Raw genomic sequence first — 24,977 nt, 5'->3', positions numbered from 1 at the left:
CTGGGTGACGGTCAGGACGCGGTGGTCTCCCGGCGCTCCTTGATCTTCGCGGCCTTGCCGCGGAGGTCGCGGAGGTAGTACAGCTTCGCCCGGCGGACGTCACCGCGGGTGGCGACCTCGATCTTCTCGATGTTCGGCGTGTGCACCGGGAAGGTGCGCTCGACGCCGACGCCGAACGAGATCTTGCGCACGGTGAAGGTCTCGCGGGCACCCGAGCCGTGGCGACGGATGACGACGCCCTGGAAGATCTGGGTACGGGTGCGGTTGCCCTCGATGACCTTCACGTGCACCTTGAGGGTGTCCCCGGGGCGGAAGTTCGGGATGTCGGAGCGCAGGGTCTCCGCGTCCAGTGCGTCCAGGGTGTTCATGTCGACGGTCCGTCCTCGTGTGTCGTTCGTGCGGGTCGTGCGGTGCCGGTCCCGGGTCGATCCGGGATCGCGCCCGGGCCACGGGGCGGTCGTGCCGTACTGGCGACGACGCTCCTCACGTGGCGGGCTCGGTACGGCCGGCACCACCGGCGGGACCGGGGGCACACGTGACCGTCACCGGGCGCCACACGCGGCGCTGGCAACCCGTCCATGGTGCCAGACGGGCAGATCGCCCCGGACACCCGGTGGTCCGGGGCCTCCGGGAACGGCTCCGCGGGGCCGGTCGTACCGGACGCACCGGGCACCGCCGGTCGCCGGTGGGGGCCCGCCGGGCGACGGCCGGACGGTCCCCCGCACGGCCCTGGGCCGGCCCCGCGGTGCCGGGCCGGGGACGCGACCGGCGGGAACGCTCAGCCGGTGGGGCCGTCGGCGTCGTCGTCGGGGCGCCCGGCGGCGAGCACCGCGCGGTCGGCGGCGTCCAGGGCGTCCGGCCCGAGCGCGTCGAGCAGGTCGGGGCGCCGGTCCCGGGTCCGTTCCAGGGCCCGGTCGCGGCGCCAGCGGGCGATCGCGGCGTGGTTCCCGCCGCGGAGCACCTCCGGCACGGCCAGCCCCCGCCACACCTCGGGACGGGTGTAGGACGGGCCTTCGAGCAACCCGTCGGAGAAGGAGTCCTCGGCGGCCGAGCGCGGGTTGCCCAGCACGCCGGGCAGCAGCCGGGCGACGGCCTCGACCATCACGAGCACCGCGACCTCCCCGCCGACGAGCACGTAGTCCCCGATCGAGACCTCGTCGACGGTGATGCCGCGGGCCCGGGCGTCGAGCAGCACGCGCTCGTCGATGCCCTCGTAGCGGCCGCAGGCGAACACCAGCCGCTCCTCGGCGGCCCAGGCGTGCGCGGTGGCCTGGGTGAACGCCCGCCCGGCCGGGGTGGGGACGACCAGCCGGGCGGGCAGGTCCGGGGTGGCCAGCACGTCGTCGAGGGCCTCGCCCCACACCTGGGGGCGCATGACCATGCCCGGCCCGCCGCCGTACGGGGAGTCGTCGACGGCCTGGTGCACGTCGTGGGTCCAGTCCCGCAGGTCGTGCACGGCGACGTCCAGCAGCCCGCGGTCGATCGCCCGCCCCAGCAGTGCCTCGCGCAACGGTTGCAGGTAGGACGGGAAGATGGTCACGACGTCGATCCGCACGGCGCGGATCGTCGCAGGCGCCCGTCCCCCCGCCCCGAAGGAGGTCGCGCATGTCGGAATCCTGGACCGAGCCGCTCTGGTCGACGGCGGCGCAGTGGAGCCTGCTGCCGCCGGTGCTGCTCGCCCTACTGCTGACGACGGCGATCGGTCTGGAACGCGAGGCCGGGGCGAAGAGCGCCGGACTGCGCACGCACGTGCTGGTCGGCGTCGGCGCGGCGGTGTTCATGGTCATCTCGAAGTACGGCTTCGCCGACCTGCTCACGACCGAGCACGTCGCCCTGGACCCGTCCCGGATCGCGGCGCAGATCGTGTCCGGGATCGGGTTCATCGGCGCGGGGCTGATCTTCGTCCGGCAGGACGTGGTGCGCGGGCTCACCACCGCGGCCACGATCTGGCTGGCCGCCGCGGTCGGGACGGCGTGCGGCGCGGGCCTGGCCCCGCTGGCCGTCCTGGCGACGGCGGCGCACTTCCTGGTCACCCGCGGTCTGCAGCCGGTTGCGCGGGTGGTGCGACGGCACCGTCGTCGCCCGCCGGTGCTGCGGATCCGCTACGACGACGGCCACGGCGTGCTCCGCCGGGTCCTGGAGCGTTGCACCGCGGCCGGCTTCTCGGTCGCCGGGGTGTCCGTGCACCGCGGCTCGTACACCGACGACGGCGGCCGGGTCGCCGCGCTCACCCTGCGGCTCGACGGCCGGGGTGACCTGAACGGACTGGCCGCGGCGCTGTCGGAGACCGACGGGGTGCGCTCGGCCCAGACCAGGGTCGACCCGACGGAGGACCCGGACGACCCGGACCGCGCCGACGACTGAGCGCCGACGACTGAGCAGCGACGACGTGAACGCCGATGACCTGCGCGTCGACGTCCGGACGGGCGACCCGGCCAGGTGGCTCAGCCGGCCCGGCGGGGCCGCCGCCGTTCCACGGCCTCCCGGGTGCCGTACAGCGTCACCCCGCACCGGTCGAGCACCTGTGAGGCCGTGGTGTCCGGGTGCAGCAGCCCGAGCAGGACGTGCTCGGTCCCGATGAACCGGTCGCCCAGCCGGACCGCCTCGCGCAGCGCCAGCTCGAGCGCCTTCTTCGACGACTTCTCGAACGGGATGTGCCCGGCCCGCCACCGCTCGCGCCGCGGTCGGTCGAGCGCGCCGGGGCCGAAGCCCGCCTCCACCGCGTTCCGGACGGCGTCGAGGTCGATGCCCAGGGTGGCGAGGGCGTCGGCGTCGCCACCGGGCGCGCCGTCCACCCGGTCGAGCTCCTCGGCGACGGTGCGGGCGTCGACCCCGGCCGCGGAGAGGATCTCCTCCCCCGGCGTACCGGGGCACCCCAGGACCCCGAGCAGCAGGTGCTCCGGCCCGATCCGCCCCGCGTACCTCGTCCGGGCGATCTCCTGGGCCAGGACGACGACCCTGCGGGCCTCGTCGGTGAACCGTTCGAACATGTGTGTCTCCCCCTCTACAGGCCGAGCCGGCGGTACTTCTTGTGCACCGCCTGCCGGCTGATCCGCAGCGCGTCGGCGATCTGCTGCCAGGACCACCCCTGGTCGCGGGCGTTGGTGACCTGCAGCTCCTCCAGGGACTCCTGCAGCTCACGCAGGGCCACCACCGCCCGCAGCCCCACGGCCGGATCCGTGCTGGACGCCGCCGCGGCCACCGCCGTCGCATCGCTCATGGTGTCAATGTAGGTTGACAACGCACTCGATGTCAACCTTGGTTGACACCGGCGCCACGAGAACGGCCCGGCACCACGGGAGGGTGCCGGGCCGCGATCAGTCCTGGGGGTCGAGCAGCCCGTCGGGCGGGTCGAGGACCACGCGTCCCCCCGCCAGGTCGACGGTGGGCACGATCGCCTCGACGAACGGGACGAGCGCCTCGTGTCCGGCGGGCCGGGTGACGACCAGCAGGGACCCGCCGGGCCCGTGCACGACGTCGGAGACAGTGCCCGCCGCGGTCCCGTCCGCCAGCTCGGCCCGCAGGCCGGTCAACTGGTGGACGTGGAACTCCTCCGGGTCCTCCGGCTCGGCGAGCGCGGAGGTCGGCAGCCTGAGCTGGACCCCGCGCAGGGCCTCGGCGGCGTCGCGATCGGCGACGCCCTCGAAGAGCACGAGCCAGCGACCCGAGTGGGCACGCGCACCGGTGACGGTGAGCGGCCCGGGACCCGCGCCGCGGGTCCGGTGGCCCTGTAGGACGGCACCAGGCGCGAACCGCGTGCGCGGGTCGTCGGTGCGGGGCTCGACCACGACCTCACCCCGCAGACCGTGTACACGCACGACGACGCCGACCAGGACCTGGCCGGCGTCGTCGGGTGCGGAACTCGTCACCGGTCGGTGTCGACGACGTCGACGCGCACGCCGCGACCGCCCACACCACCGATGACGTTGCGCAGGGCGGTGGCGGTGCGACCACCCCGGCCGATCACCTTCCCGAGGTCGTCGGGGTGCACCCGGACCTCGAGGATCCGACCGCGACGCCCGGTGACCAGGTCCACCCGGACGTCGTCGGGGTGGTCGACGATGCCGCGCACGAGGTGCTCGAGCGCGTCCGCCATGAGAGTCACGACTGGGTCGACTCGGTGGCCGGCGCGGCCGCGTCCTTGGTCGCGTCGGCGACGTCGTCGCTCTTCGTCGCGGCCTCGGCCGGGGCGGCGTCAGCGGCCTTGCCGGCGCGGTCGCCACCCTTCTTCTTCGGGGTGGTGGCCGCGGTGGTCGGCTCCTCGTTCGCCGCAGCCAGCGCCTCGTTGAAGCGGGCCAGCTTGTCGACCTTCTCGGCCTGCGGCTTCAGGGTGCCCTCGGTGCCCGGCAGGCCCTTGAACTTCTGCCAGTCGCCGGTGATCTCGAGCAGGTTCTGCACCGACTCGGTCGGCTGCGCGCCGACGCCCAGCCAGTACTGCGCACGGTCCGAGTCGATCTCGATCAGGCTCGGCTCGTTCTTCGGGTGGTACTTGCCGATCGTCTCGATGGCCCGGCCGTTGCGGCGCGTACGGGAGTCCGCGACGACGACGCGGTAGTACGGCTGACGGATCTTGCCCAGACGCATCAGCTTGATCTTGACGGCCACGCTGTGGTGCTCCTCGCGAATGTCGATTCGTGCTGCGATGAGTCAGCCTGCCTCGCGTGGGGTTACGGGCTCGCTCACTCGTAGGTGTCGGCCGTGGCAGGTAGAGGGCCGGCCACGGACCCGATCGACCATTCTGCCAGACGTCGTTCAGACCGCGGGAAAGGCCCCGACCAGCATGAGGGCCAGGGCCAGCCCTGGCAGGAAGTTGTTGACCGCGTGCGCCACGATCCCGGCGGTGACGCGGCCGGTCAGCAGCCGTGCGATCCCCAACGGCAGCGCGACGACGAACAGCAGCGGCGCACGCAGGAACTCCAGGTGGGCCAGGGCGAACACCGCCGTGGTCAGCACGAACACGACCCAGCGGTTGCCGATCCAGTGGGCGACGGCGTTCCACAGCAGGCCGCGGTAGACGATCTCCTCGCAGACCGGCGCGATCACGACGACGCCGACCATCACGGCCAGCGCGACCGGCCACGTCGTGCGGATGCCCTCGAAGGCGACGCCGACCGAGGTCGTGAGGTCCGGGCCGACCAGGTAGAGGTAGGCCAGCGCGGCGGGGATCGTCACGAACAGCCCGGCGACGCCGATCAGCAGCCCGATGCCGACGTCCTCCCAGCGGAACTGCAGGCCCAGGTCGGCGACGGGACCGCTGCCGAACACCCGGGTCCAGACGACGCAGGTGAGCGCGGCCAGGATCGTCGGGACGACGATCGCGAGCAGGACCTCCTGTGCCGAGTCGACCTCCCCCAGGCCCACGGCCAGCAGGAACGACGAGCCGAGGAACACGATCTCGACCACGAGGAACGCGAGCAGCCCGCGGAACGGGCGCGGCGGGGGCGGGGACGGCTCGATCCCGAACAGCCCGCGCCGCGGCGGCGGACCGTACGGCGCGCCCGGGCCGTGCTGCCCGGGTCCACCCGGCCCCCAGGGCGCCGGGCCACCCGGTCCGTACGGCGTCGACCCACCCGGGCCGTACGGGCCGGGCCCGCCTGCACCGTTCGGCCCGGGCCCGCCCGGCCACCCGGCGGGCGGCGGTCCGGCGGGCGACGACGATCCGGCGGGCGACGATCCGGCGGGCGACGGTGCCGCGGCCCCGGACGGGCTCGAGCCGTCCGGGTCGTCGGCGGAGGCTCCGCGTGATCCCCGCGGCGAACCGGGCGAACTGCTCATGCCCCCGTTGATACCCGACGTCCGCGGATCAGGACCACCGACGGGGCCCGCAGCACGCCGAGATCCCCCCGCGGGTCACGGTCGTACACGACCAGGTCGGCAGGCGCACCGGGCGTCGGGCCGGCCGGGCGGCCCAGCCAGGACCGCGCCGCCCAGCTCGCCGCCCCGATCGGGTCCGGGTGCCCGGCCCGGGCGAGCTCGGCGATCTCGTCGGCGATCCGGCCGTGCCGGATGCCGCCGCCGGCGTCGGTGCCCGCGTAGACCGGGACCCCGGCCTCGATCGCGCGTCCGACGGTCTCCCAGGCGTGGGTGTGCAGGTCACGCATGTGGCCGGCGTAGCGGGGATACTTCGTCGCCTTCTCGGCGATGCCGGGGAAGGTCTCGACGTTGATCAGCGTCGGCACCAGGGCGGTGCCACGGGCGGCCATCTCGTCGATGAGCTCGTCGGAGAGCCCGGTGCCGTGCTCGATGCAGTCGATCCCGGCCCGGATCAGCCCGGGCAGCGCCTCGGTGCCGAAGACGTGCGCGGTGACGCGGGCGCCGGCCCCGTGGGCCGCGGTGATCGCCTCGGCCAGTACCTCGTCCGGCCAGAGCGGGGCGAGGTCGGCGTCGTCGGGGCCCGCCGAACGGTCGATCCAGTCCCCCACGAGCTTCACCCAGCCGTCGCCGCGGGCCGCCTGGGTCCGGACCTCGTCGACCAGCAGGCGCGGGTCGTCGAGCTCGGCGGCGAGGCCGGGGATGTAGCGCTTGGGGCGGGCGACGTGCCGCCCGGCGCGGATGATCTCGGGCAGGTCGTCGCGGGCCTGCAGCGGCGAGGTGTCGACCGGGGACCCGCAGTCGCGCAGCAGCAGGGTGCCCGCGTCGCGGTCGGTGCGTGCCTGGGCCGCGCACTCCTCCAGGTCGGTGACCGGGCCGTTCGGCCCGAGCCCGACGTGGCAGTGCGCGTCGACCAGACCGGGGACGATCCAGCCGTCGGTGACCAGGTCCTGGGCGCCGGGCAGCGGCTCCGGGCTGATCCGCCCGGTGCCGTCGACGTACAGGTCGGTGCCCGCGGCACCGTCGGGGCCCAGCAGCGTCCCGCGGAGCCGCCACCCCACGGCCGGGAGATCGGTCATGGGTGGCGACCCTAGCTACTTCTTCTTGCCGAAGTTCAGCTTCGACGGGTCGAACCCGGGCGGCAGCTGGTCGAGGTTGCCCAGCCCGGGCGGGAGCTGCTGGAGGCTCGGCGGCAGGTTCGACAGGTCCGGCGCGCCGGCGGCCGCGCGGTTCGCGGGGTTGCCGCTGCGCCGGCCCTTCTTCGCCTGGCGAGCCTTGCGCGGGTTCTTCGGGACCTTCTTGGTCGCGCTGCGCCCGCCACCGCCGAAGCCGAACTGGCCGGCCATCTGCTTCATCATCTTGCGGGCCTCGAAGAAGCGGTTGACCAGGTCGTTCACGTCGGAGACGGAGACACCGGACCCGTTCGCGATGCGCTGGCGGCGCGACGCGTTGATGATCTTGGGGTCCGCCCGCTCGGCGGGGGTCATGCCACGGATGATGGCCTGCAGGCGGTCGATCTGACGGTCGTCGACCTGCTCCAGCGCGGCCTTCGCCTGCCCGGAGTTCATCCCCGGGAGCATGTTCAGGATGTTGCCGATCGGCCCCATCTTGCGCAGCTGCAGCATCTGCTGGAGGAAGTCCTCCAGGGACAGCTCACCGGAGCTGATCTTCGCCGCGGCGGCCGCGGACTGCTCGGCGTCGAAGACCTGCTCGGCCTGCTCGATGAGGGTGAGCAGGTCGCCCATCCCGAGGATGCGCGAGGACATCCGGTCGGGGTGGAAGACGTCGAAGTCCTCGAGCTTCTCGCCGTTGGAGGCGAAGAGGATCGGCTGGCCGGTGACCTCGCGGACGCTCAGCGCGGCTCCACCGCGGGCGTCGCCGTCGAGCTTGGTCAGCACGACACCGGTGAAGCCGACGCCGTCGCGGAACGCCTCGGCCGTGGCCACGGCGTCCTGACCGATCATCGCGTCGACGACGAACAGGACCTCGTCGGGCTGTACCGCGTCCCGGATGTCGGACGCCTGGCGCATCAGCTCCTCGTCGACACCGAGGCGGCCCGCCGTGTCGACGATGACCACGTCGTACTGCTTCTCACGGGCGTGCGCGATGCCGTCGCGGGCGACGCCGACCGGGTCGCCGGGGCCCTCGGGGAGCTCACCGGACCCGGTGGCACCGGGGTGCGGTGCGTAGGTCGGGACGCCGGCGCGCTCGCCGACGATCTGCAGCTGGTTCACCGCGTTGGGACGCTGCAGGTCGCACGCCACGAGCAGCGGGGTGTGGCCCTGGCCCCGGAGCCAGCGGGCGAGCTTGCCGGCCAGGGTCGTCTTCCCGGCGCCCTGCAGACCGGCCAGCATGATGACCGTCGGCGGTTCCTTGGCCAGGTTCAGCCGCCGCGTCTCGCCGCCGAGGATCGCGACGAGCTCCTCGTTGACGATCTTGACGACCTGCTGGGCCGGGTTCAGGGCCTGGGAGACCTCCGTCCCCTTGGCCCGCTCCTTGATCCGCGCGATGAAACCGCGGACCACCGGCAGGGCGACGTCCGCCTCCAGCAGCGCGATCCGGATCTCGCGCGCGGTGGCGTCGATGTCGGCGTCGGAGAGCCGGCCCTTGCCGCGCAGGTCGCGCAGCGTGGATCCGAGCCGCTCGGAGAGGGAGTCGAACACCCTTACCAGCCTACTTGGCCAGTGCCAGTCCCCCACGGGCACCGGAGCGATCGGTGCGGCGGACCGAGGACCAGCCGGTCTCGGTGCCCGCCCGCAGGGCGTCGACGGTGTCGCGGGCACGCCGCGCGTGCGTCGCGAACGGGCGCGAGCGGACCACCCGTCCCCGGGCGTGCTGGCCGTCGAGTGCCTGGTCGGGGGTGGTGTCGAGCCACAGCAGGTGCGGCGCGCGGCGGCCGAGCCTGGCCAGTGCCCGCACCGCGGCCCGTACCCGCGGCGAGGTCGCGGGCAGGTGGACGACGACGGTGCCCGCGGGCCCGAGCACCGCCGTTACCACCGACGCGCGGTGGGCCAGGTGGGTCAGCCACCGGTACGCCGGGTACGGCGTCGCGGCCGGGAGCAGCCGCGCCAGCGTGGCCCGGGTGGCCCCCGAGTCGAGGACCCGGGTGTCCGCCGGCGCGTCGAGCCCGGCGAGCAGGGTGGACTTCCCCGCTCCCGGCAGGCCCGCGACCAGCAGCAGCGACCGCCCCGGCAGCACGACGACCAGCGGCGCCGCCGGATCGTCGTCGGACGGGGTGCCGGCCACCGGGCCGACGCGCGGCGCCGCGCCGGGGCCGCCGGGCGGACCGGGGTCGGCGGGGCGGTGCTCGGTGGCGCGGGTCGGCGGGACGGCGCCGGTCGGCACGGCACGGGCGGTGGTCATGTGTGGTGAAACGGTCAGGTCGCCCGAATCGTTCCGTTCGCACCGCGCCGCGCCGCACCGCGCCGCGCCGCGCCGCACCGTGCTGCGTCACGTGCCCGTGTGGGCCTCGCCCTGCCCGGCGGCGACCGTGAGGACCGCGGACTCGATGGCGGCGCGGGCCGCCCCGTCCGGGGACCCGCCGATGCCGAAGGAGTCGACGACCGAGGCGCCGAGCGTCTCGACCCGGGCCCAGACGAGGTCCACCCCGGCCCGTTCGAGCGCGGCGGTGACGTGGTGGAGCAGCCCGATGCGGTCGGTGCCGCGCAGCTCCAGCACGACCGCCCCGGTGGCCTCGTCGTCGAACCACAGCACCCGGGGCGGGGCGGTCCGTTCCACCTCCGGCGTCGACGGCGCGTAGTCGCGCTCCTTGCGCGCCAGCGCCTGCGCCAGGTCCAGGGTTCCGGCACGCACCCGCGTCAGGTCCGAGCGGACCAGCGCCGGGTCGGGCAGACCGCCGAACCGCGGGGTCACCGCGAACGTCTCGACCGTCACCCCGTCGGACACGGTCACGTCGGCGGTGTGCACCTGCAGCGAGTGCAGGGCCAGCACCCCGGCGACGGCCGAGAGCACCCCCCGCCCGTCGGGCAGCGCGACGGTGACCGAGGAGACGTCGCCGTCGCCGGTGAAACGGACCTGCGGTCCCCCCTCCGCCACGGCCTCGACCATCTCGTGGTGCGCCGGATCCGGCGGACCGGGCTCGACGAACGGACGGCCGTCGAGCGCGGACAGGCAGCGCCCGGCCAGCCCGTGGATCAGGGTCCGCCGCCACGGGGTCCAGACACCGGGCCCGGTGCCCAGCGAGTCGGCCTCGGCCAGGGCGTCGAGCAGCTCGACGAGCAGCGCCACGTCGGCGTCGCCCCGGCCGCCGGGGGCGACCGCCTCGCGCAGCGTGTCCAGCACCCGCGACACCGTCGCCGGGTCCTCCGGGTCGCGACGGGTCGCGGTGTGCGGCAGCAGCAGGTGGTGGCGCACCATCGCCGCCAGCAGCACGAGGTCACCCTCGCGCAGACCGAGCCGCTCGCCGATCTGGCCGACCAGCGACTCCCCCACCACCGAGTGGTCGCCGCCGCGGCCCTTGCCGATGTCGTGCAGGAGCGCCCCGACCAGCAACAGGTCCGGGCGTGCCACCCGGGTGGTGAGCCGGGCGGCCTCGGCGCAGACCTCGACGAGGTGACGGTCGACCGTCCAGACGTGCGTGCGGTCCCGCGGCGGCAGGTCACGGACCGCGCCCCACTCGGGGAACAGCCGTCCCCACAGCCCGGTGCGGTCCAGCGACTCGATCACCGCGACGGCCGCCTTGCCGGTCCCGAGCAGGGCGAGCAGCTCGGCCAGCGCGGTCCGCGGCCACGGCGCGCGCAGCTCGGGGGCGGTGTCGGCGAGCCGGGACAGGGTGCCCGCCGAGATCGGCAGCCCGGTGCGGGCGGCGGTGGCGGCGACCCGCAGGACCAGGGCCGGGTCCTTCGTCGCCGACGCGTCGCGGGCGAGCCCGACCTCCCCCGCGTGCTCGACGACGCCGGAGTCCAGCGGCCGGCGCACCGGCGCGCGGCGGAGCGCGGCGAGTCCCCGGCGGGGCAACGCGTTGCGGGCCTGGCGCAGCCCGACCTCGGTCGCGAAGGCGACCGCGCGGGCCGCTCCGGACAGGGCGCGGGCCAGGTCGAAACGGTCACCGACGTCCAGGGTCGCGGCGATCTCGTCGGCCTCCTGGGCCCGCAGGACGTCGCGGGCCCGCCCGGACAGCCGGTGCAGCTCGGTGCGCACGTCCAGCAGCAGCGACCGGGCGGCGACGACGTCGGCCCCCGGCCGGTCGACGAGCTGGGCGGTGGCCAGTGCGTCGAGCAGCTGAACGTCCCGCAGGCCGCCGTGGCCGTTCTTCAGGTCCGGCTCGACGCGGTGGGCGACGTCGCCGTTGCGCTGCCAGCGGTCGGTGGTGGTGTCGACGATCTCGTCGAAGCGGCTGCGCATCCCCGCCCGCCAGGCCGTGCGGACGGCGTCGCGGACCTTGCCGGTGAGCGCCGCGTCCCCGGCGACGTGCCGCAGCTCCAGCAGCCCGAAGGCCGCCCGCAGGTCGGTCGCCGCGACCTGGACGGCCTGGCCGGGCGTGCGCACCGAGTGGTCGAGGCCGATCCCGGCGTCCCAGAGCGGGTACCAGAGCTTCTCGGCGAGCGTGTCGACGTCGGTCCGGCCGTCGTGCAGGAGCACGAGGTCGAGATCGGACCAGGGGCAGAGCTCGCGCCGGCCGAGCGCGCCGACGGCCGCCAGCGCCGTCCCGCTCCCCTCACCGCCGACCCCGAGTGCTGCGCACCGGGAGGAGAGCCAGAAGTCGTGCAGGTCGACCAGCGCGGCCCGTAACGCCTCCGGACCGTGGTGGTGCCGGCCGTTGGATTCCAGGAGGACCGCTTTCGCCTTGACCAGGTCCGCCGCTTCGCCCGACCCCAGGACCGTCATCGCCCTGCGCCACCCGCTTCCTGTTCGTTCGAGTAGTCGACCGCATACATGTCGTGATGTCCGTTTCGAGCCTGGACGGCGGACGGCCCGCCGCACTCCGGGAAGGGAGCGCGACGGGCCGTCGCGAGGAGTTCGTCGATCAGATGGCGTCGGCGCCGCGTTCCCCGGTGCGGACGCGGACCACGGTCTCGACCGGGGTCACCCAGACCTTGCCGTCACCGATCTTGCCGGTGCGGGCGGCCTCGACGACCGCGTCGACGACCTTGTCCTGCAGCGTGTCGTCGACCACGACCTCGACGCGGACCTTCGGCACGAAGTCGACCGAGTACTCCGCGCCCCGGTAGACCTCGGTGTGGCCCTTCTGGCGGCCGTAGCCCTGGACCTCGCTGATGGTCAGACCGAGCACGCCGATCTGCTCCAGGGCGCCCTTGACGTCCTCGAGGACGAACGGCTTGACGATGGCGGTCACGAGCTTCACAGATCAGACCTCCTGCTTCGCGGCGGGGGTGGCCTTCGCCTCGGTGGCGGGCTTCGGCGAGGAGCCGATGCCGCTGCCGCCGCGCAGGCCGGAGAACTCGTAGCCGGTCTCGGCGTGCTCGCCCTCGTCGATGCCGCTCTGCTCGACCTCGTCGTCGATCCGGAGGCCGATGGTGAACTTGACGATGAAGACGATGATCGTGGTGACGATCGCGGTGTAGGCGATGACGGCGAGCGCGGCGACCGCCTGCAGGCCCAGCTGGGTGAATCCGCCGCCGTAGAACAGGCCGTTGACGGCGTCGGGGGCGACGTCGGTGGCGAAGAACCCGATGGCCAGGGTGCCCCAGAGACCACCGAAGAAGTGCACGCCGACGACGTCGAAGGAGTCGTCGTAGCCCAGCTTGTACTTGAGGCCGACGGCCCAGGCGCAGAGGGCACCAGCGATGGCACCGATGGCCAGCGCGCCGAGCGGGGAGACCGAGGCACAGGCCGGGGTGATGGCGACCAGACCGGCCACGATGCCCGACGCGGCACCCAGCGAGGTGGCCTTGCCGTAGCGGATCTTCTCGACCAGCAGCCAGCCGAGGATGGCGGCGGCGGTGGCGGCGAGGGAGTTGACGAACGCGTAGCCCGCGGCCCAGCCGGCCGAGGTGGCCGAACCGGCGTTGAAGCCGAACCAGCCGAACCAGAGGACGCCGGCACCGAGCATGACCATGGTCAGGTTGTGCGGGCGCATGGCCTCACGCGGCCAGCCGCGGCGCTTGCCCAGGACGATGCAGAGCACGAGGGCGGCGATACCGGCGTTGATGTGGACCGCGGTGCCACCGGCGAAGTCCTTCGCGCCGAGGATGACCGGGATCCAGCCCTGCTCCAGGTCGAAGACCCAGTGGGCGACGGGGAAGTAGACCAGCGTGGCCCAGAGACCGGAGAACAGCACCCAGGCGCCGAACTTCATGCGGTCCGCCGCAGCACCGGCGATCAGGGCGACGGTGAGGATGGCGAACATGCCCTGGAAGCTGACGAAGGCCAGCGCCGGGTAGGTCTCGGTGGCCTCGTCGTCGGGCAGCAGCGCGGTGAGCCCGAAGTACTCGGCCGAGTTGCCCAGCAGACCGCCGCCGACGAGCTCGGTGCCGAAGACCGTCGAGTAGCCGTAGAGGATCCACAGCACACCGACGACGCCCAGGGCGCTGAAGCACATCATGAACATGTTGAGCACGCTCTTGGACCGGGCCTGGCCGCCGTAGAACAGCGCCACCCCCGGAGTCATGAGCATGACGAGTGCTGCGCTCGTCAGGAGCCAGGCGGTATCACCGCTGTTGAGGCCTTCCACGGGTTAGTCCCTCCCACGTCTGTCGTTAGTCCGACTGGGGAGGAAGAATGATGATCGCGTGTTTCGCATTCGACGCCTGTCCGTTTCGCACCGGTTAACAGGGCGCCGAGCAAGATGACGGTTGCGTTACTCAACCGGATCCGGAGGACCGAAGGTCATCCGAATGGTCCGGTTCGTGACGTGGCGCACGGCGCGGGTCGTCCGGGAGGGCGACCCGCGCCACGACCTCAGTCGAGCAGTGCCTCGACGAACGCGGCGGGCTCGAACGGGGCCAGGTCGTCGGGGCCCTCACCGAGCCCGACGAGCTTGACCGGCACGCCCAGCTCGCGCTGGACGCGGAACACGATGCCGCCCTTGGCCGTGCCGTCGAGCTTGGTGAGCACCACCCCGGTGACGTCGACGACCTCGCCGAACACCCGGGCCTGGGTCAGCCCGTTCTGGCCGGTGGTGGCGTCGAGGACGAGCAGGACCTCGTCGACCCGGGCCTGCTTCTCGACGACGCGCTTGACCTTGCCGAGCTCGTCCATCAGCCCGGTCTTGGTGTGCAGCCGGCCGGCGGTGTCGAGCAGGACGGCGTCGACGCCGTCGTCGGTGCCGCGCGTGACGGCGTCGAAGGCGACCGAGGCCGGGTCGGCGCCCTCGGGCCCGCGGACGACGCCCGCCCCGGAGCGCTCGCCCCAGGTGACGAGCTGCTCGGCGGCGGCGGCCCGGAAGGTGTCGGCCGCACCCAGGGTCACCCGATGCCCCCCGGCGACCAGCACCCGGGCCAGCTTGCCGGTGGTGGTGGTCTTGCCGGTGCCGTTGACCCCGACGATCAGCAGCACCGCGGGGCGCCCGTCGTGCGGCAGGGCGTGCACGGAGCGGTCCTGGCCGGTGCCGAGGGCCTCGACGAGCACGTCACGCAGGGCGGCGCGGGCCTGCTCGGCGGTGCGGACACCACGGGTGGCGATCTGCTCGCGCAGCGCGTCGACGATCTCGGCGGTCGTCTCGGGCCCCAGGTCGGCCTGCAGCAGGGTGGCCTCGACGTCCTCCCACGACTCCTCGTCGAGGTCACCCGCGCCGAGCAGGCCCAGAAGGCTCTGGCCGAGCCCGGAGCGCGACCGGGACAGCCTGCCGCGCAGCCGGCCGATCCGACCCTCGGCCGGGGCGATCTCCTCGGTGGGGGTGCCGGGGGCCTGCGTGTCCGGCGTCCCCGGGCGCGCGACCGGCTCGGTCGGTGCAGACGGCTCGGTCAGCGCGGACGGCACAGTCGGCGCGGTGGGTGCTGCCGGCGGGGGCGCGGCCTCCGGGCGGGCGACCGGCTGGGTGGGCGCGCTCGCCGCGGGTGCGTCGGTCCCGGCGGTCCCGGCGGGGCCCTCGGGGCGGCGGAGCTGCCGGGTGGCCGGGTCCTTGCTGGCCTCGGCCGTGTCGATGACGCGGGCGTCCGGGGTGCCGGTGACGGTCCCGGTCTGCTCGGTCGGGACGGGCGGGCTGCTGGGGGGCGCGGTCGACGGGACCGGCGGTGCGGTGCTGACCGGGACGCCGCGGGGCGGCGTGCGGGCCTCGGTGGCGACGTCGACGACGGGGGTGCCACCGGGCGGGGTGCGGACCTCGTCGGCGGTGGGCGCGTCGGCGGCCTCGGCGGGGGCCTCCGGGGCGGACGGGGTGGTGGTCGGTGTGGCGGCCGTCGGCGCGTCGGCGGCGGCGTCGGCGGGCGACGCCGGGGCGGACGGGGTGGCGGTCGGGGTGGCGGCGGTCGGTGCGTCGTCGCCGGGGGCGCGCGGCCGCTCGGGTGCGGTGGCCGTCCCGGAGGAGAAGGCGAACCCGCTCCCGGCCTGGTAGCCGCCGCCGGCGCGCGGTGGCTCGTCGGTACCGGTCCCGAGCTCGCGCTGCTGCTCGTCGGACCGCAGGCTGATGCGCCGTCGGCGGGCGATCACCAGCCCTGCGACGACGGCGATCAGCAACACCGCCACGACGATCGCGACGACGATCCAGAGGGTCTGCGTGGTCACGACGCCACCCTGCCACGCCCGGCCGACGCGCCGCGCAGGACGGGCCGGTCAGCAGGTCAGGAGGCGGGTCGCAGGCGCTGGGAGATGACCTGGGTGATGCCGTCGCCGCGCATGGAGACGCCGTAGAGGGCGTCGGCGACCTCCATCGTCGGCTTCTGGTGGGTGATGACGATGAGCTGGCTGGTCGTGCGCAGCTCCTCCATCAGCGAGATGAGCCGGCGCAGGTTGACGTCGTCGAGGGCCGCCTCGATCTCGTCGAGCACGTAGAACGGCGAGGGACGGGCCCGGAAGATCGCGACGAGCAGCGCCATCGCGGTGAGCGAGCGCTCCCCACCGGACAGCAGCGACAGCCGCTTGACCTTCTTGCCGGGCGGGCGGGCCTCGACCTCGATGCCGGTGGTGAGCATGTCGTCGGGGTCGGTGAGCACGAGCCGGCCGTCGCCACCGGGGAACAGCGTCGCGAACACGGTCTCGAACTCGGCGGCGACGTCGTGGTAGGCGGTGGTGAAGACCTCGAGGATCTTGTCGTCGACCTCGCGGACGACGGTGAGCAGGTCACGCCGGGTGTTCTTGAGGTCCTCGAGCTGGGTGGACAGGAACTTGTAGCGCTCCTCCAGCGCCGCGAACTCCTCCAGCGCGAGCGGGTTGACCTTGCCGAGCAGCGACAGGTCCTTCTCCGCTCGCTTGAGGCGGCGTTCCTGGGTGGGCCGGTCGAACGGGACCGGCGGCGGCGCGGACACCTGCTCGCCGCGCTCGCGGGCGGCCTCGTACTCGGCGGTCTCGTCGGCCGACGGCGGCACCGGGACCTCGGGCCCGTACTCGGCGACGAGGTCGTCGACGCCGATGCCGTGGTCGCCGAGGATCTTCTCGGTCAGCTGCTCCAGCCGCATCCGGGTCTGCTGGCGCACCATCTCGTCGCGGTGGACGGCGTCGGTGAGCTTCTCCAGCAGCGCGGTCAGCTTCGTGGTGGTGTCGCGGGCCTCGGCGTGTGCGCGCTCCCGTTCGGCGCGGGCGGCCTGGATCTCGTCGCGCTCCGCGGCCGCGGCGGCCAGCGAGCGTTCGATCCGCTCGGCGGCGACGTGCCCGGCGTCGACGACGAGCCGGGCGACCTCCGAGGCCCGCTCCCGTTCGGCGGCCGCGGCGGCGGCCCGGGACCGGGCGACGCGCTCGCCGTGCGCCTGGCGGCGCAGGGTCTCCGCGCGCCCGGCGATGGCGCGGGCCCGCTCCTCGGCCGTGCGCAGCGCGAGACGGCACTCGACCTCCTCGGAGCGGACCTCCTCCACGCGCTCGGCGGCCTCGTCGCGCAGCTCGGTGTCGGGCTCGTCGTCGACCGGGGCGTCGGAGGCCAGCGACAGCTGGTGCTCGGCGGCCTCCAGCTCGATCAGCGAGTCCGACCGCCGCCGCTCCACGGTGTCGCGGCGCTCGCGCAGCCGCTGGGCCTCGGCGCGGGCCGAGGTGACGACCTGTTCGAGCCGCCCGAGCTGGGCGGCGGCGGCCGCGCGGCGACGGTCGGCGTCGGCGACCGCGGCGCGGGCCGCGGTCAGGTCGGTGCCGCGGGCGGCCTCCTCGGCGCGGGCACCGTCGAGGGTGGGGCGCAGCGACTCCAGCTCGGCGTCGACGGCGTCGCGTGCGGCCAGCGCGTCGTCGACGGCGGCCTGCAGCTGCAGCGCGCCCTCCCCGGCGCCGGTGCCTCCGCGCGCGGCGTGTGCGGTGAGCAGGTCCCCTTCGGTCGTGACCGCGGTCAGCCCCGGCCGGGCCCCCACGGCGGTGGCCGCGGCGTCCAGACCGTCGACGACGACCACCCCGGCCAGCAGCTCCCCCAGCGCCGGGGCGAGCGCGGGCGGTGCGGTGACCAGCGCGGCCGCCCAGCGCCCGGCGGGCGGGTCGCCATCGGGGACCGGGACCGGCACCCGCCCGGCGGAGCGGTCGGCCCCGGCGGACCCGGCGCCGACGAGCAGCGCGGCCCGGCCGGCGTCGCCACGGCGCAGGGACCGCAGCGCGTCGGCCGCGGACACCACGGAGGCGACGGCGACGCCCTCGGCGAGCTCGCCCAGCGCCGCGGCGACCGCCGCCCGACCGGACGGCTCGACCTCGACGAGCTCGGCGACGGCGCCGAGCACGCCGTCGGCGCCGGAGTCCAGCAGGGCGCCGGTGCCGTCACGGCGGACCAGGCCGACCTGAAGGGCCTCGACCCGGGCCCGCCAGTGCGCGCGACGCTGCTCGGCGTCGCGTTCGGCGGCGACCAGCTCGGCGACCCGCTCGGCGGCGCTGCGGTGCGCGGCCTCGGCCTGCTCGACCCGCGTGGCCAGCGCGTCGGTGTCGGCCGCGTCCCCGGAGACGCCGAGGGACTCCCGCGCGGTCTCCAGCTCGGCCTCGGCCTCGGCGGTGCGGGCGCCCGCCTCGGCGAGCGCCTCGGACAGCCGCTCGATCTCCTCGGCGGTCGCGGCGACGCCGGAGCGCAGCGCGTCGGCCTTCCCGGCGAGGGTGGCGATCCCGGCACGACGGTCGGCGATGGCGCGCACGGCGGCCAGGTGCTCGCGTTCGGCGGCGGCGAGGGTCCGCTCGCGCTCGGCCTTCTCGGTGACGACCTCGTCGAGCCGGCGCCGGGCCTCGGCGACGGCGGCGACCAGCTCCTCCTCCTGCTCGGCGATCGCGTCGGCCTCGGCCTCGGTCTCGTCCGGGTCCCGGCCGGGGGTGCGCCCGGCCTCGGCCGAGGACGTGAGGTGGCGGACGCGTTCCTCGGCGAGGCGGACGGTGCCGCGCAGCCGCTCGGCCAGCGCGGAGAGCTGGTACCAGGTGTCCTGCGCGAGCTGCAGCCGCGGCGCGTCCGCGGCGAGCGCGGTCTCCAGCTCCTCCTGGCGCTCGCGGGCGACGTCGAGCTGCTCCTCGACCTCGGCGCGGCGACGCCGGGCCTGCTCCTGGGACGCCTCCTCGCGCTGGGTCTCCTCGGACAGGGTCACGTAGTCGTCGGCGGCCAGGCGGAGCCGGGCGTCGCGCAGCTCGGTCTGCACGGCCTGGGCGCGGCGGGCGATCTCGGCCTGCCGGCCCAGCGGTTTGAGCTGGCGGCGCAGCTCGGCGGTGAGGTCGGTGAGCCGGGTGAGGTTGGCCTGCATCGCGTCGAGCTTGCGGAGCGCCTTCTCCTTGCGCTTGCGGTGCTTGAGGACCCCGGCCGCCTCCTCGATGTAGGAGCGGCGGTCCTCCGGCTTGGACTGCAGCACCCCGTCGAGCTGGCCCTGCCCGACGATGACGTGCATCTCCCTGCCGATGCCGGAGTCGCTGAGCAGCTCCTGCACGTCGAGCAGCCGGGCACGGGAGCCGTTGATCTCGTACTCGCCGGCGCCGTCGCGGAACATCCGCCGGGTCACCGAGACCTCGGAGTAGTCGATCGGCAGGGCGCCGTCGGAGTTGTCGATGGTGAGGGTGACCTCGGCACGGCCCAGCGCCGCGCGGCCGGACGTGCCGGCGAAGATCACGTCCTCCATCTTGCCGCCGCGCAGCGCCTTGGCGCCCTGCTCGCCGAGCACCCAGCTGATCGCGTCGACGACGTTGGACTTGCCCGAGCCGTTCGGCCCGACGACGCAGGTGATCCCCGGTTCCAGGCGCAGCGTGGTGGCCGAGGCGAAGGACTTGAAGCCCTTCATCGTCAGCGTCTTCAGGTGCACGGGCGGGGATCTCCAGGTGCGCGGGGGTCCACAGGGTAGCGGGGGACCTCAGGCGGCCGGTGCCGAGGCGTTGACCAGCCAGCGGACCCCGAACCGGTCGGTGAGCTGGCCGAACTCGTCGCCCCACGTCTGCTTCTCCATCGGGACGTCGACGACGCCGCCCTCGGCGAGCCCGGCGAAGAAGCCGCGCAGCTTCTCCGGTTCGTCGCCGGAGAGGCTGACCGAGATGCCCGAGGGCGCCCCGGTCGGGCGCTGCGGGTCACCGTCGGACGCCATCAGGGCGAACCCGTCGGGGGTGCCGAGGTAGGAGTGCATCACGCCGTCCGGCGGCGGGACGGGGCCCTCGGCCCCCATGTCACCGAAGGTCATGATCTGCAGCTCCCCTCCCAGCACGGAGCGGTAGAACTCCATCGCCTCGCGCGCACGGCCGTCGAAGTGCAGGTACGGGGTCATCTGGACGGGCATCGGGACCTCCGGGGATCGGTGTCGGCGGCTTCGGTGTGGACACAGGTGTAGACCCCGGCACCGACAGAACTGAGCGGTCAGGCCTCGACGAACCCGGAGAATGCGCCGGACGGCTCAGCCCACTGCTCCGACACCGACGTCACCCGCCCCGGGGTGTCCCCGTCGCGCAGCAGCTCCAGCAGGCGCTCGCAGGAGGCGCGGTCACCCTCCGCGGTCACCGCGACCCGGCCGTCGGACAGGTTGCGGGCCTGGCCGACGAGGCCGAGCTCGAGCGCCCGCGACCGCGTCCACCAGCGGAAACCGACGCCCTGTACCTCCCCCTGGACCCATGCGATCAGCCGAACGGTCGAATCTGTGTTGCCACTCACAGTGCTGATACGTTACCGGCCGTGACCCGACGACGCACACCGCGCGCCACGAGCGCCGTGCTCGGCGGGGTGGGGGCCGGCGCCGTGCTGGCCATGGCCGCCCCGCTCGCCGCACCGGCGCTCACCGCGGCCGGCTGGACCGACGCCGAACGGGCCGGTGGACGGGCGTCCGACACCGTGCCCCTCCGGGCGGTCGGTGCCGCGTACGCGACGACGGCCCCGACCGGCACCGGTGCGCGCCCCGCGGTCGACGGCGCCCCCGTCGACGGCGCCGCGCTCGTCCGCGGCGCGCTCGCCGCGGCCCCGGCCGCCCCGGGCTCCTCCGTCCGCACCGCACTCGACGCGCTCGCCGCGCACGAGGCCGCCGCCACCGCGGCCGCCGCGAGGACGACCGGCCCCGCCGCCGGTCAGGCCCCCGCGGCCCGCCCGGCTGCCCCGTCGGCGACGGGTGTCGTGGCCGGGCTGTCCGGCGAGCTCGCCCGGGTCGTCGCGCTCACCAACGCCGAGCGGGCCGCCGCGGGATGCGGCGCGCTGCGGGCCGACCCGCGGATCAGCGCGGCCGCCCAGGGCCACAGCGAGGACATGGCGGCCCAGGGCTACTTCGCCCACGACAGCCGCGACGGGCGCGACTTCGCCGACCGCATCACCGCGGCGGGCTACCCCTCCCCCGGCGCGGAGAACATCGCGATGGGACAGCCGGACGCCGCGACCGTGGTCGCGGACTGGATGGAGTCCCCCGGGCACCGGAAGAACATCCTCGACTGCTCCCTGACCACGATCGGCGTCGGGCTGGCCGACGGCTACTGGACCCAGGACTTCGGCCGCTGAGGGACACGCCGCCTCAGCCGTCGAACCGGTACCCCATCCCCGCCTCGGTGATCAGGTACTTCGGCCGCGACGGCACCGGCTCCAGCTTGCGCCGCAGCTGGGCGAGGTAGACCCGCAGGTAGTGGGTCTCGGTGCCGTACTGCGGCCCCCAGACCTCGCGCAGCAGCCGCTTCTGCTCGACGAGCTTCCCGCGGTGGCGCACCAGCAGCTCCAGGATCCCCCATTCGGTCGGGGTCAGGTGCACCTCGGCGCCGTCGGCGCGCACGACCGTCTTGGCCGCCAGGTCGACGGTGAAGTCCGCGGTGGTCACCACGGCCTCGCCGTCGACGGACGACACCGCGGCGCGGCGCACGGCGGCCCGCAGCCGGGCCAGCAGCTCGGCCATCCCGAACGGCTTGGTGACGTAGAGGTCGCGCGGATTGATCACAGCTGGGTCGCGGCCGGGTGTCGATGGTGAGGGGCGGGCACGGGCCTGTCGATCATGAAGTTGTTGACTCTTCGTGATCGTCTGGAGGCCGCGTGCCCGCCCTGCCATCATGGTTGACCGAGCCGTTGTGGGACCAGTTCGCCGCGCTGCTGCCGCCCCGGGTCGAGTTCGATCCCACTCATCCGTGGGGCTGTCACCGCCGCCGGATCGCGGATCGGGTCGTGTTCGACAAGCTCCTGCAGGTGCTGCGGTTCGGCTGCCCGTATCAGGGCGTCTCCGACAGCACCTGCTCGGCGACCACCATCCGCGATCGCCGTGACGAGTGGATCCGGCTCGGGGTCTTCGCCCAGCTACGCCGGATCGCCCTGGACGCCTACGACCGCATCGTCGGCCTGTTGCTTGACGACGTTGCCGTCGACGGCGCCATCACCAAGGCCCCCGGCGGCGGTGAGGTCGCCGGACCGTCACCGGTTGACCGGCGTAAACAGGGCATGAAGCGATCGGTGCTCGTCGAGGGCCATGGCATCCCACTGGGCCGGGTCCTGGCCGGGGCACACCGCCACGACTCCCCGCTACTGGGCCCCACTCTCGACCACCTCGACGCTCTCGGCCCGCTGCCCGACGACATCACCGTGCACCTCGACGCCGGCTATGACTCCGGTAAGACCCGCGACACACTCACCGAACGGGGCCTGCACAGCGAGATCGCGCGCAAGGGCGAGAAAGCACCGATCCAGGCCACCCAACGCTGGCACATCGAGCGCACCAACGCCTGGCACAACAGCTTCAACCGGCTGCAGCGCTGCTACGAACGCCGCGAAACCGTCGTCGACGCGTTCTTCGACCTCGCCGACACCATCATCACACTCCGTAGCCTGATCCGGCAGGCCTGGACCACGCACCGCTGGGACAGCCGACCACACCGCCGCCCATGATCATCCATCAATCCGCGCGACCTCGTAGTCGTCGGCGCCGGCGTCGAGCGCCCGCACCTTGTCGGTGGAGTCGGTGCGCGCGGACAGCACGATCACCGGCACCGTGCTCCAGCCGCGCAGCCCCTCGACGACCTCGGTGCCGTCGAGGTCGGGCAGCCCCAGGTCGAGCACGACGACGTCCGGGTGCCCGTCCGCGGCCACCCGCAGCGCCGCCGAGCCGTCCGCGGCGACGAGCACCGTGTAGCCGTGCGCGGTGAGGTTGATCCGCAGGGCCCGCAGGATCTGCGGGTCGTCGTCGACGACCAGCACCCGCACCCCGTTCCCGCCCCCGCTCATCGGGCCGCCCCCACCGGCGCGGCGGGCAGCGAGACGACCACGGTGAGTCCGCCGCCCGGGGTGTCCTCCGCGGTCAGCTCGCCGCCCATCACCACGGTCAGCCCCTGCGCCACCGACAGGCCCAGGCCGAGCCCGGACGTCGCGTCGCGGTCACCGAGGCGCTGGAAGGCGGCGAACAGCGCGTCGCGTTCGCGCGGGGCGACACCGCGGCCCCGGTCGACGACGCGCAGCTCGACCCGGTCGGAGTAGGCGCTGGCGCGCAGGACCACCTCCGTCCCGCCGTGCCGCAGCGCGTTGTCGACGACGTTGGCGAGCACCCGGTCGAGCAGGCCCGCGTCGGCGAGCACGTCGGGCAGGTCCTCGTCGATCTCGACCCGGACCCGGTCGGCGCCCTCCAGACCGAGCAGCGCGGTCGCGGCCACCTCGTCGTAGCCGACCGGGGCGAGCAGCGGGGTCACCGCGCCCGCGGCGAGCCGGGAGGAGTCGAGCAGGTTGTCCACCAGGCCGGTGAGCCGGTCCGCGGACTCCTCGACGGTCGCCAGCAGCTCGGCGCGGTCGTCGGGCCCGAGCGGGAGGTGCTCGTCGCGCAGGCTGCCCGCGGCGGCCTTGATCGAGGTCAGCGGACTGCGCAGGTCGTGTCCGACGGCGGAGAGCAGCGCTCCCCGGGTCTCGTTGGCGGCCGCGCGGCGCTCGGCGTCGGCGGCGCCCGCCTCGGCACGCTGCCCGCGCAGCGCCAGCAGCGCCTGCCCGCCGACGACCTCCAGCAGCCTGCGGTCGGCCGCGGGCAGGGCCCGGCCGGTCCCGACCAGGTGCAGACCCTCGTCGACGACGACGTCCACGTCGGCCTTCTCCGGCCGGTCGCACGCCCCGGCGTCGCCGGTGCACGCCACCCGGCGCCACACCCGGTCCTCGCCCTGCTCGAGCAGGGCCACCGACTGCAGTGCCCAGGTCTCGCGGACCCGGTCCAGCAGCCGCGGCAGCGGGTCGGACCGGGTCAGCACGGTCCGCGCGAACGACGCCAGCAGCGCCGCCTCGGCCCTGGCCCGCACCGCCTGCTCCGCGCGCCGGGCCGCCCGGTCGACGACGAGCGCCACCAGCACCCCCACCAGCAGCATCGTGGACACGGTGATGACGTTGCCGGGGTTGGCGATCGCGAGCGAGTACAGCGGCGGGGACAGGAAGAAGTTCAGCAGCAGCCCACCGAGCAGCGCGGCGAGCAGCGCCGGACCGAGCCCGCCCGCCAGCGCGGCGAGCACGGTCGCGAGGAAGTAGAGGACGACGTCGGTGGACAGGTCCACCCAGTCGGTCAGCGCGATCCCGATCACGGTCGCCGCCGCCGGGGCGAGCACGGCGGTCGCCCAGCCGAGCGCCTGGCGCCCCGCCGGCAGCCCGTTGCGCAGCCTCGGCAGGCGCAGGGCCCGCCCGGCGGCGGAGTGGGTGACCATGTGCACGTCGATCGGTCCGGACTCCTGCACCACCCGCGCCCCGATGCCGGGGTCGAACACCCGGGCCAGCCGGGAGCGCCGGGAGGTGCCCAGCACCAGCTGGGTGGCGTTGGCCCCGCGGGCGAAGTCGAGCAGGGCGTCGTCGACGGACTCCCCGACGACGGTGTGGAAGCTCGCGCCGACCCCCTCGGCCATCCGCCGGACCCGGTCCGCGGCCCCGACACCGGTGGCGGCGAGGCCGTCGCCGCGCAGCACGTGCACCGCCATCAGGTCGGCGCCGCCGGAGCGTTTCGCGATCCGCGCTGCGCGGCGGAGCACGGTCTCGGACTCCCGGCCGCCGGTCAGCGCGACCACCACCCGCTCGCGGGTCTCCCACACGTCGGACACCTGCTGCTCGGTGCGGTAGCGGCGCAGCACCACGTCCACCTCGTCGGCGATCCACAGCAGCGCGAGCTCCCGCAGCGCGACGAGGTTGGGGACCCGGAAGTAGTGCGCCAGGGCGGCGTCGACGCGTTCGGGCGGGTAGACGTTGCCGTGCGCGAGCCTGCGGCGCAGCGCCTCCGGGGTGATGTCGACGATCTCGATCTGCTCGGCGCGGCGGACCACCTCGTCGGGGACGGTCTCCTGTTGGCGGGCCCCGGTGATGGTCTCGACGACGTCGCCGAGGGACTCCAGGTGCTGCACGTTGACCGTGGAGATGACGTCGATGCCGGCATCGAGCAGCTCCTCGACGTCCTGCCAGCGCTTGGCGTTGCGCGAGCCGGGCGCGTTGGTGTGGGCGAGCTCGTCGACCAGTGCGACCTGGGGGCGGCGGGCCAGCACCGCGTCGACGTCCATCTCGTGCAGCTCGGTCCCGCCGTGCAGGACGGTGCGCCGCGGCACCACCTCCAGTCCCTCGAGCAGCCCGGCGGTGCGCTCGCGGCCGTGGGTCTCGACGACGCCGACGACCACGTCGGCACCGCGGCCGACCCGCCGGTGGGCCTCGCCGAGCATGGCGAAGGTCTTCCCGACCCCGGGTGCGGCACCGAGATGGATGCGCAGTTCTCCCCTCACCC

At 74.5% G+C, this 24,977-nt stretch carries 22 protein-coding genes and 2 pseudogenes; 3 read left to right on the top strand and 21 right to left on the bottom strand.

The annotated features are described in order from the left end of the window. Positions 1–11 precede the first annotated feature (11 nt). Together rplS and trmD are read right to left on the bottom strand one after the other, a co-directional pair. A complete protein-coding gene (gene rplS / locus Ae717Ps2_RS06065) occupies positions 12–368 on the bottom strand; it encodes a 50S ribosomal protein L19 (protein ID WP_060714490.1) in 357 nt (118 codons plus the stop codon). 410 nt (positions 369–778) lie between these two features. Beyond that, positions 779–1,555 (bottom strand): tRNA (guanosine(37)-N1)-methyltransferase TrmD, encoded by a 777-nt coding sequence (gene trmD / locus Ae717Ps2_RS06060; protein WP_075307597.1) that lies wholly within the window; start codon positions 1,553–1,555, stop codon positions 779–781. 50 nt (positions 1,556–1,605) lie between these two features. Between trmD and Ae717Ps2_RS06055 the strand changes: the two genes are divergently transcribed. Further along, complete coding sequence (locus tag Ae717Ps2_RS06055) at positions 1,606–2,364, top strand: MgtC/SapB family protein (protein WP_020625235.1); 759 nt, start codon at positions 1,606–1,608, stop codon at positions 2,362–2,364. 80 nt (positions 2,365–2,444) lie between these two features. On the opposite strand, the gene Ae717Ps2_RS06050 is transcribed toward Ae717Ps2_RS06055, so the two are convergent. From Ae717Ps2_RS06050 to Ae717Ps2_RS05975, 16 genes are all read right to left on the bottom strand, one after another. Next, on the bottom strand, positions 2,445–2,990 hold the full coding sequence (locus tag Ae717Ps2_RS06050; RefSeq protein ID WP_075307599.1) for a Clp protease N-terminal domain-containing protein: 546 nt from the start codon (positions 2,988–2,990) through the stop codon (positions 2,445–2,447). Between the two features lie 14 nt (positions 2,991–3,004). Next, positions 3,005–3,220 (bottom strand): helix-turn-helix domain-containing protein, encoded by a 216-nt coding sequence (locus Ae717Ps2_RS06045; RefSeq protein ID WP_020625233.1) that lies wholly within the window; start codon positions 3,218–3,220, stop codon positions 3,005–3,007. A 97-nt stretch (positions 3,221–3,317) separates the two neighbouring features. Continuing rightward, positions 3,318–3,869, bottom strand: coding sequence for a ribosome maturation factor RimM (gene rimM, locus Ae717Ps2_RS06040; RefSeq protein WP_020625232.1), 552 nt, complete (start codon positions 3,867–3,869; stop codon positions 3,318–3,320). Further along, positions 3,866–4,096, bottom strand: a complete 231-nt coding sequence (locus Ae717Ps2_RS06035) for an RNA-binding protein (RefSeq protein ID WP_149663515.1) — start codon at positions 4,094–4,096, stop codon at positions 3,866–3,868. Before Ae717Ps2_RS06035 ends, rimM begins: the two co-directional genes overlap by 4 nt. Before the next feature lie 5 nt (positions 4,097–4,101). Next, on the bottom strand, positions 4,102–4,605 hold the full coding sequence (rpsP, locus tag Ae717Ps2_RS06030; RefSeq protein WP_075307601.1) for a 30S ribosomal protein S16: 504 nt from the start codon (positions 4,603–4,605) through the stop codon (positions 4,102–4,104). Positions 4,606–4,752: 147 nt separating this feature from the next. Then, complete coding sequence (locus Ae717Ps2_RS38100) at positions 4,753–5,775, bottom strand: CPBP family intramembrane glutamic endopeptidase (RefSeq protein ID WP_084786443.1); 1,023 nt, start codon at positions 5,773–5,775, stop codon at positions 4,753–4,755. Continuing rightward, entirely contained in the window at positions 5,772–6,890 is a 1,119-nt protein-coding gene (locus Ae717Ps2_RS06020) for an amidohydrolase family protein (RefSeq protein WP_075333122.1), read from the bottom strand. Before Ae717Ps2_RS06020 ends, Ae717Ps2_RS38100 begins: the two co-directional genes overlap by 4 nt. 15 nt (positions 6,891–6,905) lie before the next feature. Further along, positions 6,906–8,474 carry a signal recognition particle protein gene (gene ffh / locus Ae717Ps2_RS06015; RefSeq protein WP_075307605.1) on the bottom strand — a complete coding sequence of 523 codons (1,569 nt, stop codon included), beginning with the start codon at positions 8,472–8,474 and terminating at the stop codon, positions 6,906–6,908. Positions 8,475–8,484: 10 nt separating this feature from the next. After that, positions 8,485–9,174, bottom strand: a complete 690-nt coding sequence (locus Ae717Ps2_RS06010) for an AAA family ATPase (protein ID WP_083695699.1) — start codon at positions 9,172–9,174, stop codon at positions 8,485–8,487. 87 nt (positions 9,175–9,261) lie between these two features. Then, positions 9,262–11,658 carry a [protein-PII] uridylyltransferase gene (locus Ae717Ps2_RS06005; RefSeq protein WP_075333121.1) on the bottom strand — a complete coding sequence of 799 codons (2,397 nt, stop codon included), beginning with the start codon at positions 11,656–11,658 and terminating at the stop codon, positions 9,262–9,264. 139 nt (positions 11,659–11,797) lie between these two features. Further along, on the bottom strand, positions 11,798–12,136 hold the full coding sequence (locus Ae717Ps2_RS06000) for a P-II family nitrogen regulator (RefSeq protein WP_020624117.1): 339 nt from the start codon (positions 12,134–12,136) through the stop codon (positions 11,798–11,800). Between the two features lie 3 nt (positions 12,137–12,139). After that, a complete protein-coding gene (locus tag Ae717Ps2_RS05995; RefSeq protein ID WP_075333120.1) occupies positions 12,140–13,465 on the bottom strand; it encodes an ammonium transporter in 1,326 nt (441 codons plus the stop codon). A gap of 227 nt (positions 13,466–13,692) precedes the next feature. Next, entirely contained in the window at positions 13,693–15,456 is a 1,764-nt protein-coding gene (gene ftsY / locus Ae717Ps2_RS05990; protein ID WP_075333119.1) for a signal recognition particle-docking protein FtsY, read from the bottom strand. 56 nt (positions 15,457–15,512) lie between these two features. Next, positions 15,513–19,118, bottom strand: a complete 3,606-nt coding sequence (smc, locus tag Ae717Ps2_RS05985) for a chromosome segregation protein SMC (RefSeq protein WP_075333118.1) — start codon at positions 19,116–19,118, stop codon at positions 15,513–15,515. 48 nt (positions 19,119–19,166) lie between these two features. Then, the gene (locus Ae717Ps2_RS05980; protein WP_075333117.1) at positions 19,167–19,583 is read right to left on the bottom strand and encodes a VOC family protein; all 417 of its coding nucleotides are present in this window, start codon (positions 19,581–19,583) and stop codon (positions 19,167–19,169) included. Between the two features lie 77 nt (positions 19,584–19,660). Continuing rightward, entirely contained in the window at positions 19,661–19,951 is a 291-nt protein-coding gene (locus Ae717Ps2_RS05975) for an acylphosphatase (protein ID WP_083695697.1), read from the bottom strand. Positions 19,952–19,972: 21 nt separating this feature from the next. On the opposite strand from Ae717Ps2_RS05975, the gene Ae717Ps2_RS38865 reads away from it, so the two are divergent. Further along, positions 19,973–20,779, top strand: a complete 807-nt coding sequence (locus Ae717Ps2_RS38865) for a CAP domain-containing protein (protein WP_075554074.1) — start codon at positions 19,973–19,975, stop codon at positions 20,777–20,779. A 13-nt stretch (positions 20,780–20,792) separates the two neighbouring features. On the opposite strand, the pseudogene Ae717Ps2_RS05965 reads toward Ae717Ps2_RS38865, so the two are convergent. Continuing rightward, a pseudogene (locus Ae717Ps2_RS05965) lies at positions 20,793–21,191 on the bottom strand (winged helix-turn-helix domain-containing protein); the annotation flags it as partial. Positions 21,192–21,298: 107 nt separating this feature from the next. On the opposite strand from Ae717Ps2_RS05965, the gene Ae717Ps2_RS05960 reads away from it, so the two are divergent. Further along, on the top strand, positions 21,299–22,141 hold the full coding sequence (locus Ae717Ps2_RS05960) for an IS5 family transposase (RefSeq protein WP_075329730.1): 843 nt from the start codon (positions 21,299–21,301) through the stop codon (positions 22,139–22,141). A gap of 24 nt (positions 22,142–22,165) precedes the next feature. On the opposite strand, the pseudogene Ae717Ps2_RS05955 reads toward Ae717Ps2_RS05960, so the two are convergent. Further along, a pseudogene (locus Ae717Ps2_RS05955) lies at positions 22,166–22,477 on the bottom strand (response regulator); the annotation flags it as partial. Beyond that, on the bottom strand, positions 22,474–24,975 hold the full coding sequence (locus tag Ae717Ps2_RS05950) for a DUF4118 domain-containing protein (RefSeq protein ID WP_283160284.1): 2,502 nt from the start codon (positions 24,973–24,975) through the stop codon (positions 22,474–22,476). The pseudogene Ae717Ps2_RS05955 and the gene Ae717Ps2_RS05950, both read right to left, overlap by 4 nt. Positions 24,976–24,977: the final 2 nt, after the last annotated feature.

It is taken from the genome of Pseudonocardia sp. Ae717_Ps2 (assembly GCF_001932475.1).
Lineage (GTDB): Bacteria > Actinomycetota > Actinomycetes > Mycobacteriales > Pseudonocardiaceae > Pseudonocardia.
This window is presented reverse-complemented; position numbering and strand designations above follow the sequence as displayed.

Excerpts from the sequence above, each read along its gene's own strand:
- Ae717Ps2_RS38100 (WP_084786443.1), bottom strand. The coding sequence starts at position 5,775 with ATGAGCAGTTCGCCCGGTTCGCCGCGGGGATCACGCGGAGCCTCCGCC.
- rplS (WP_060714490.1), bottom strand. The coding sequence starts at position 368 with ATGAACACCCTGGACGCACTGGACGCGGAGACCCTGCGCTCCGACATC.
- Ae717Ps2_RS06005 (WP_075333121.1), bottom strand. The coding sequence starts at position 11,658 with ATGACGGTCCTGGGGTCGGGCGAAGCGGCGGACCTGGTCAAGGCGAAA.
- Ae717Ps2_RS06020 (WP_075333122.1), bottom strand. The coding sequence starts at position 6,890 with ATGACCGATCTCCCGGCCGTGGGGTGGCGGCTCCGCGGGACGCTGCTG.
- Ae717Ps2_RS06050 (WP_075307599.1), bottom strand. The coding sequence starts at position 2,990 with ATGTTCGAACGGTTCACCGACGAGGCCCGCAGGGTCGTCGTCCTGGCC.
- Ae717Ps2_RS06035 (WP_149663515.1), bottom strand. The coding sequence starts at position 4,096 with ATGGCGGACGCGCTCGAGCACCTCGTGCGCGGCATCGTCGACCACCCC.
- Ae717Ps2_RS06010 (WP_083695699.1), bottom strand. The coding sequence starts at position 9,174 with ATGACCACCGCCCGTGCCGTGCCGACCGGCGCCGTCCCGCCGACCCGC.
- Ae717Ps2_RS06055 (WP_020625235.1), top strand. The coding sequence starts at position 1,606 with ATGTCGGAATCCTGGACCGAGCCGCTCTGGTCGACGGCGGCGCAGTGG.
- Ae717Ps2_RS05980 (WP_075333117.1), bottom strand. The coding sequence starts at position 19,583 with ATGCCCGTCCAGATGACCCCGTACCTGCACTTCGACGGCCGTGCGCGC.
- Ae717Ps2_RS06045 (WP_020625233.1), bottom strand. The coding sequence starts at position 3,220 with ATGAGCGATGCGACGGCGGTGGCCGCGGCGGCGTCCAGCACGGATCCG.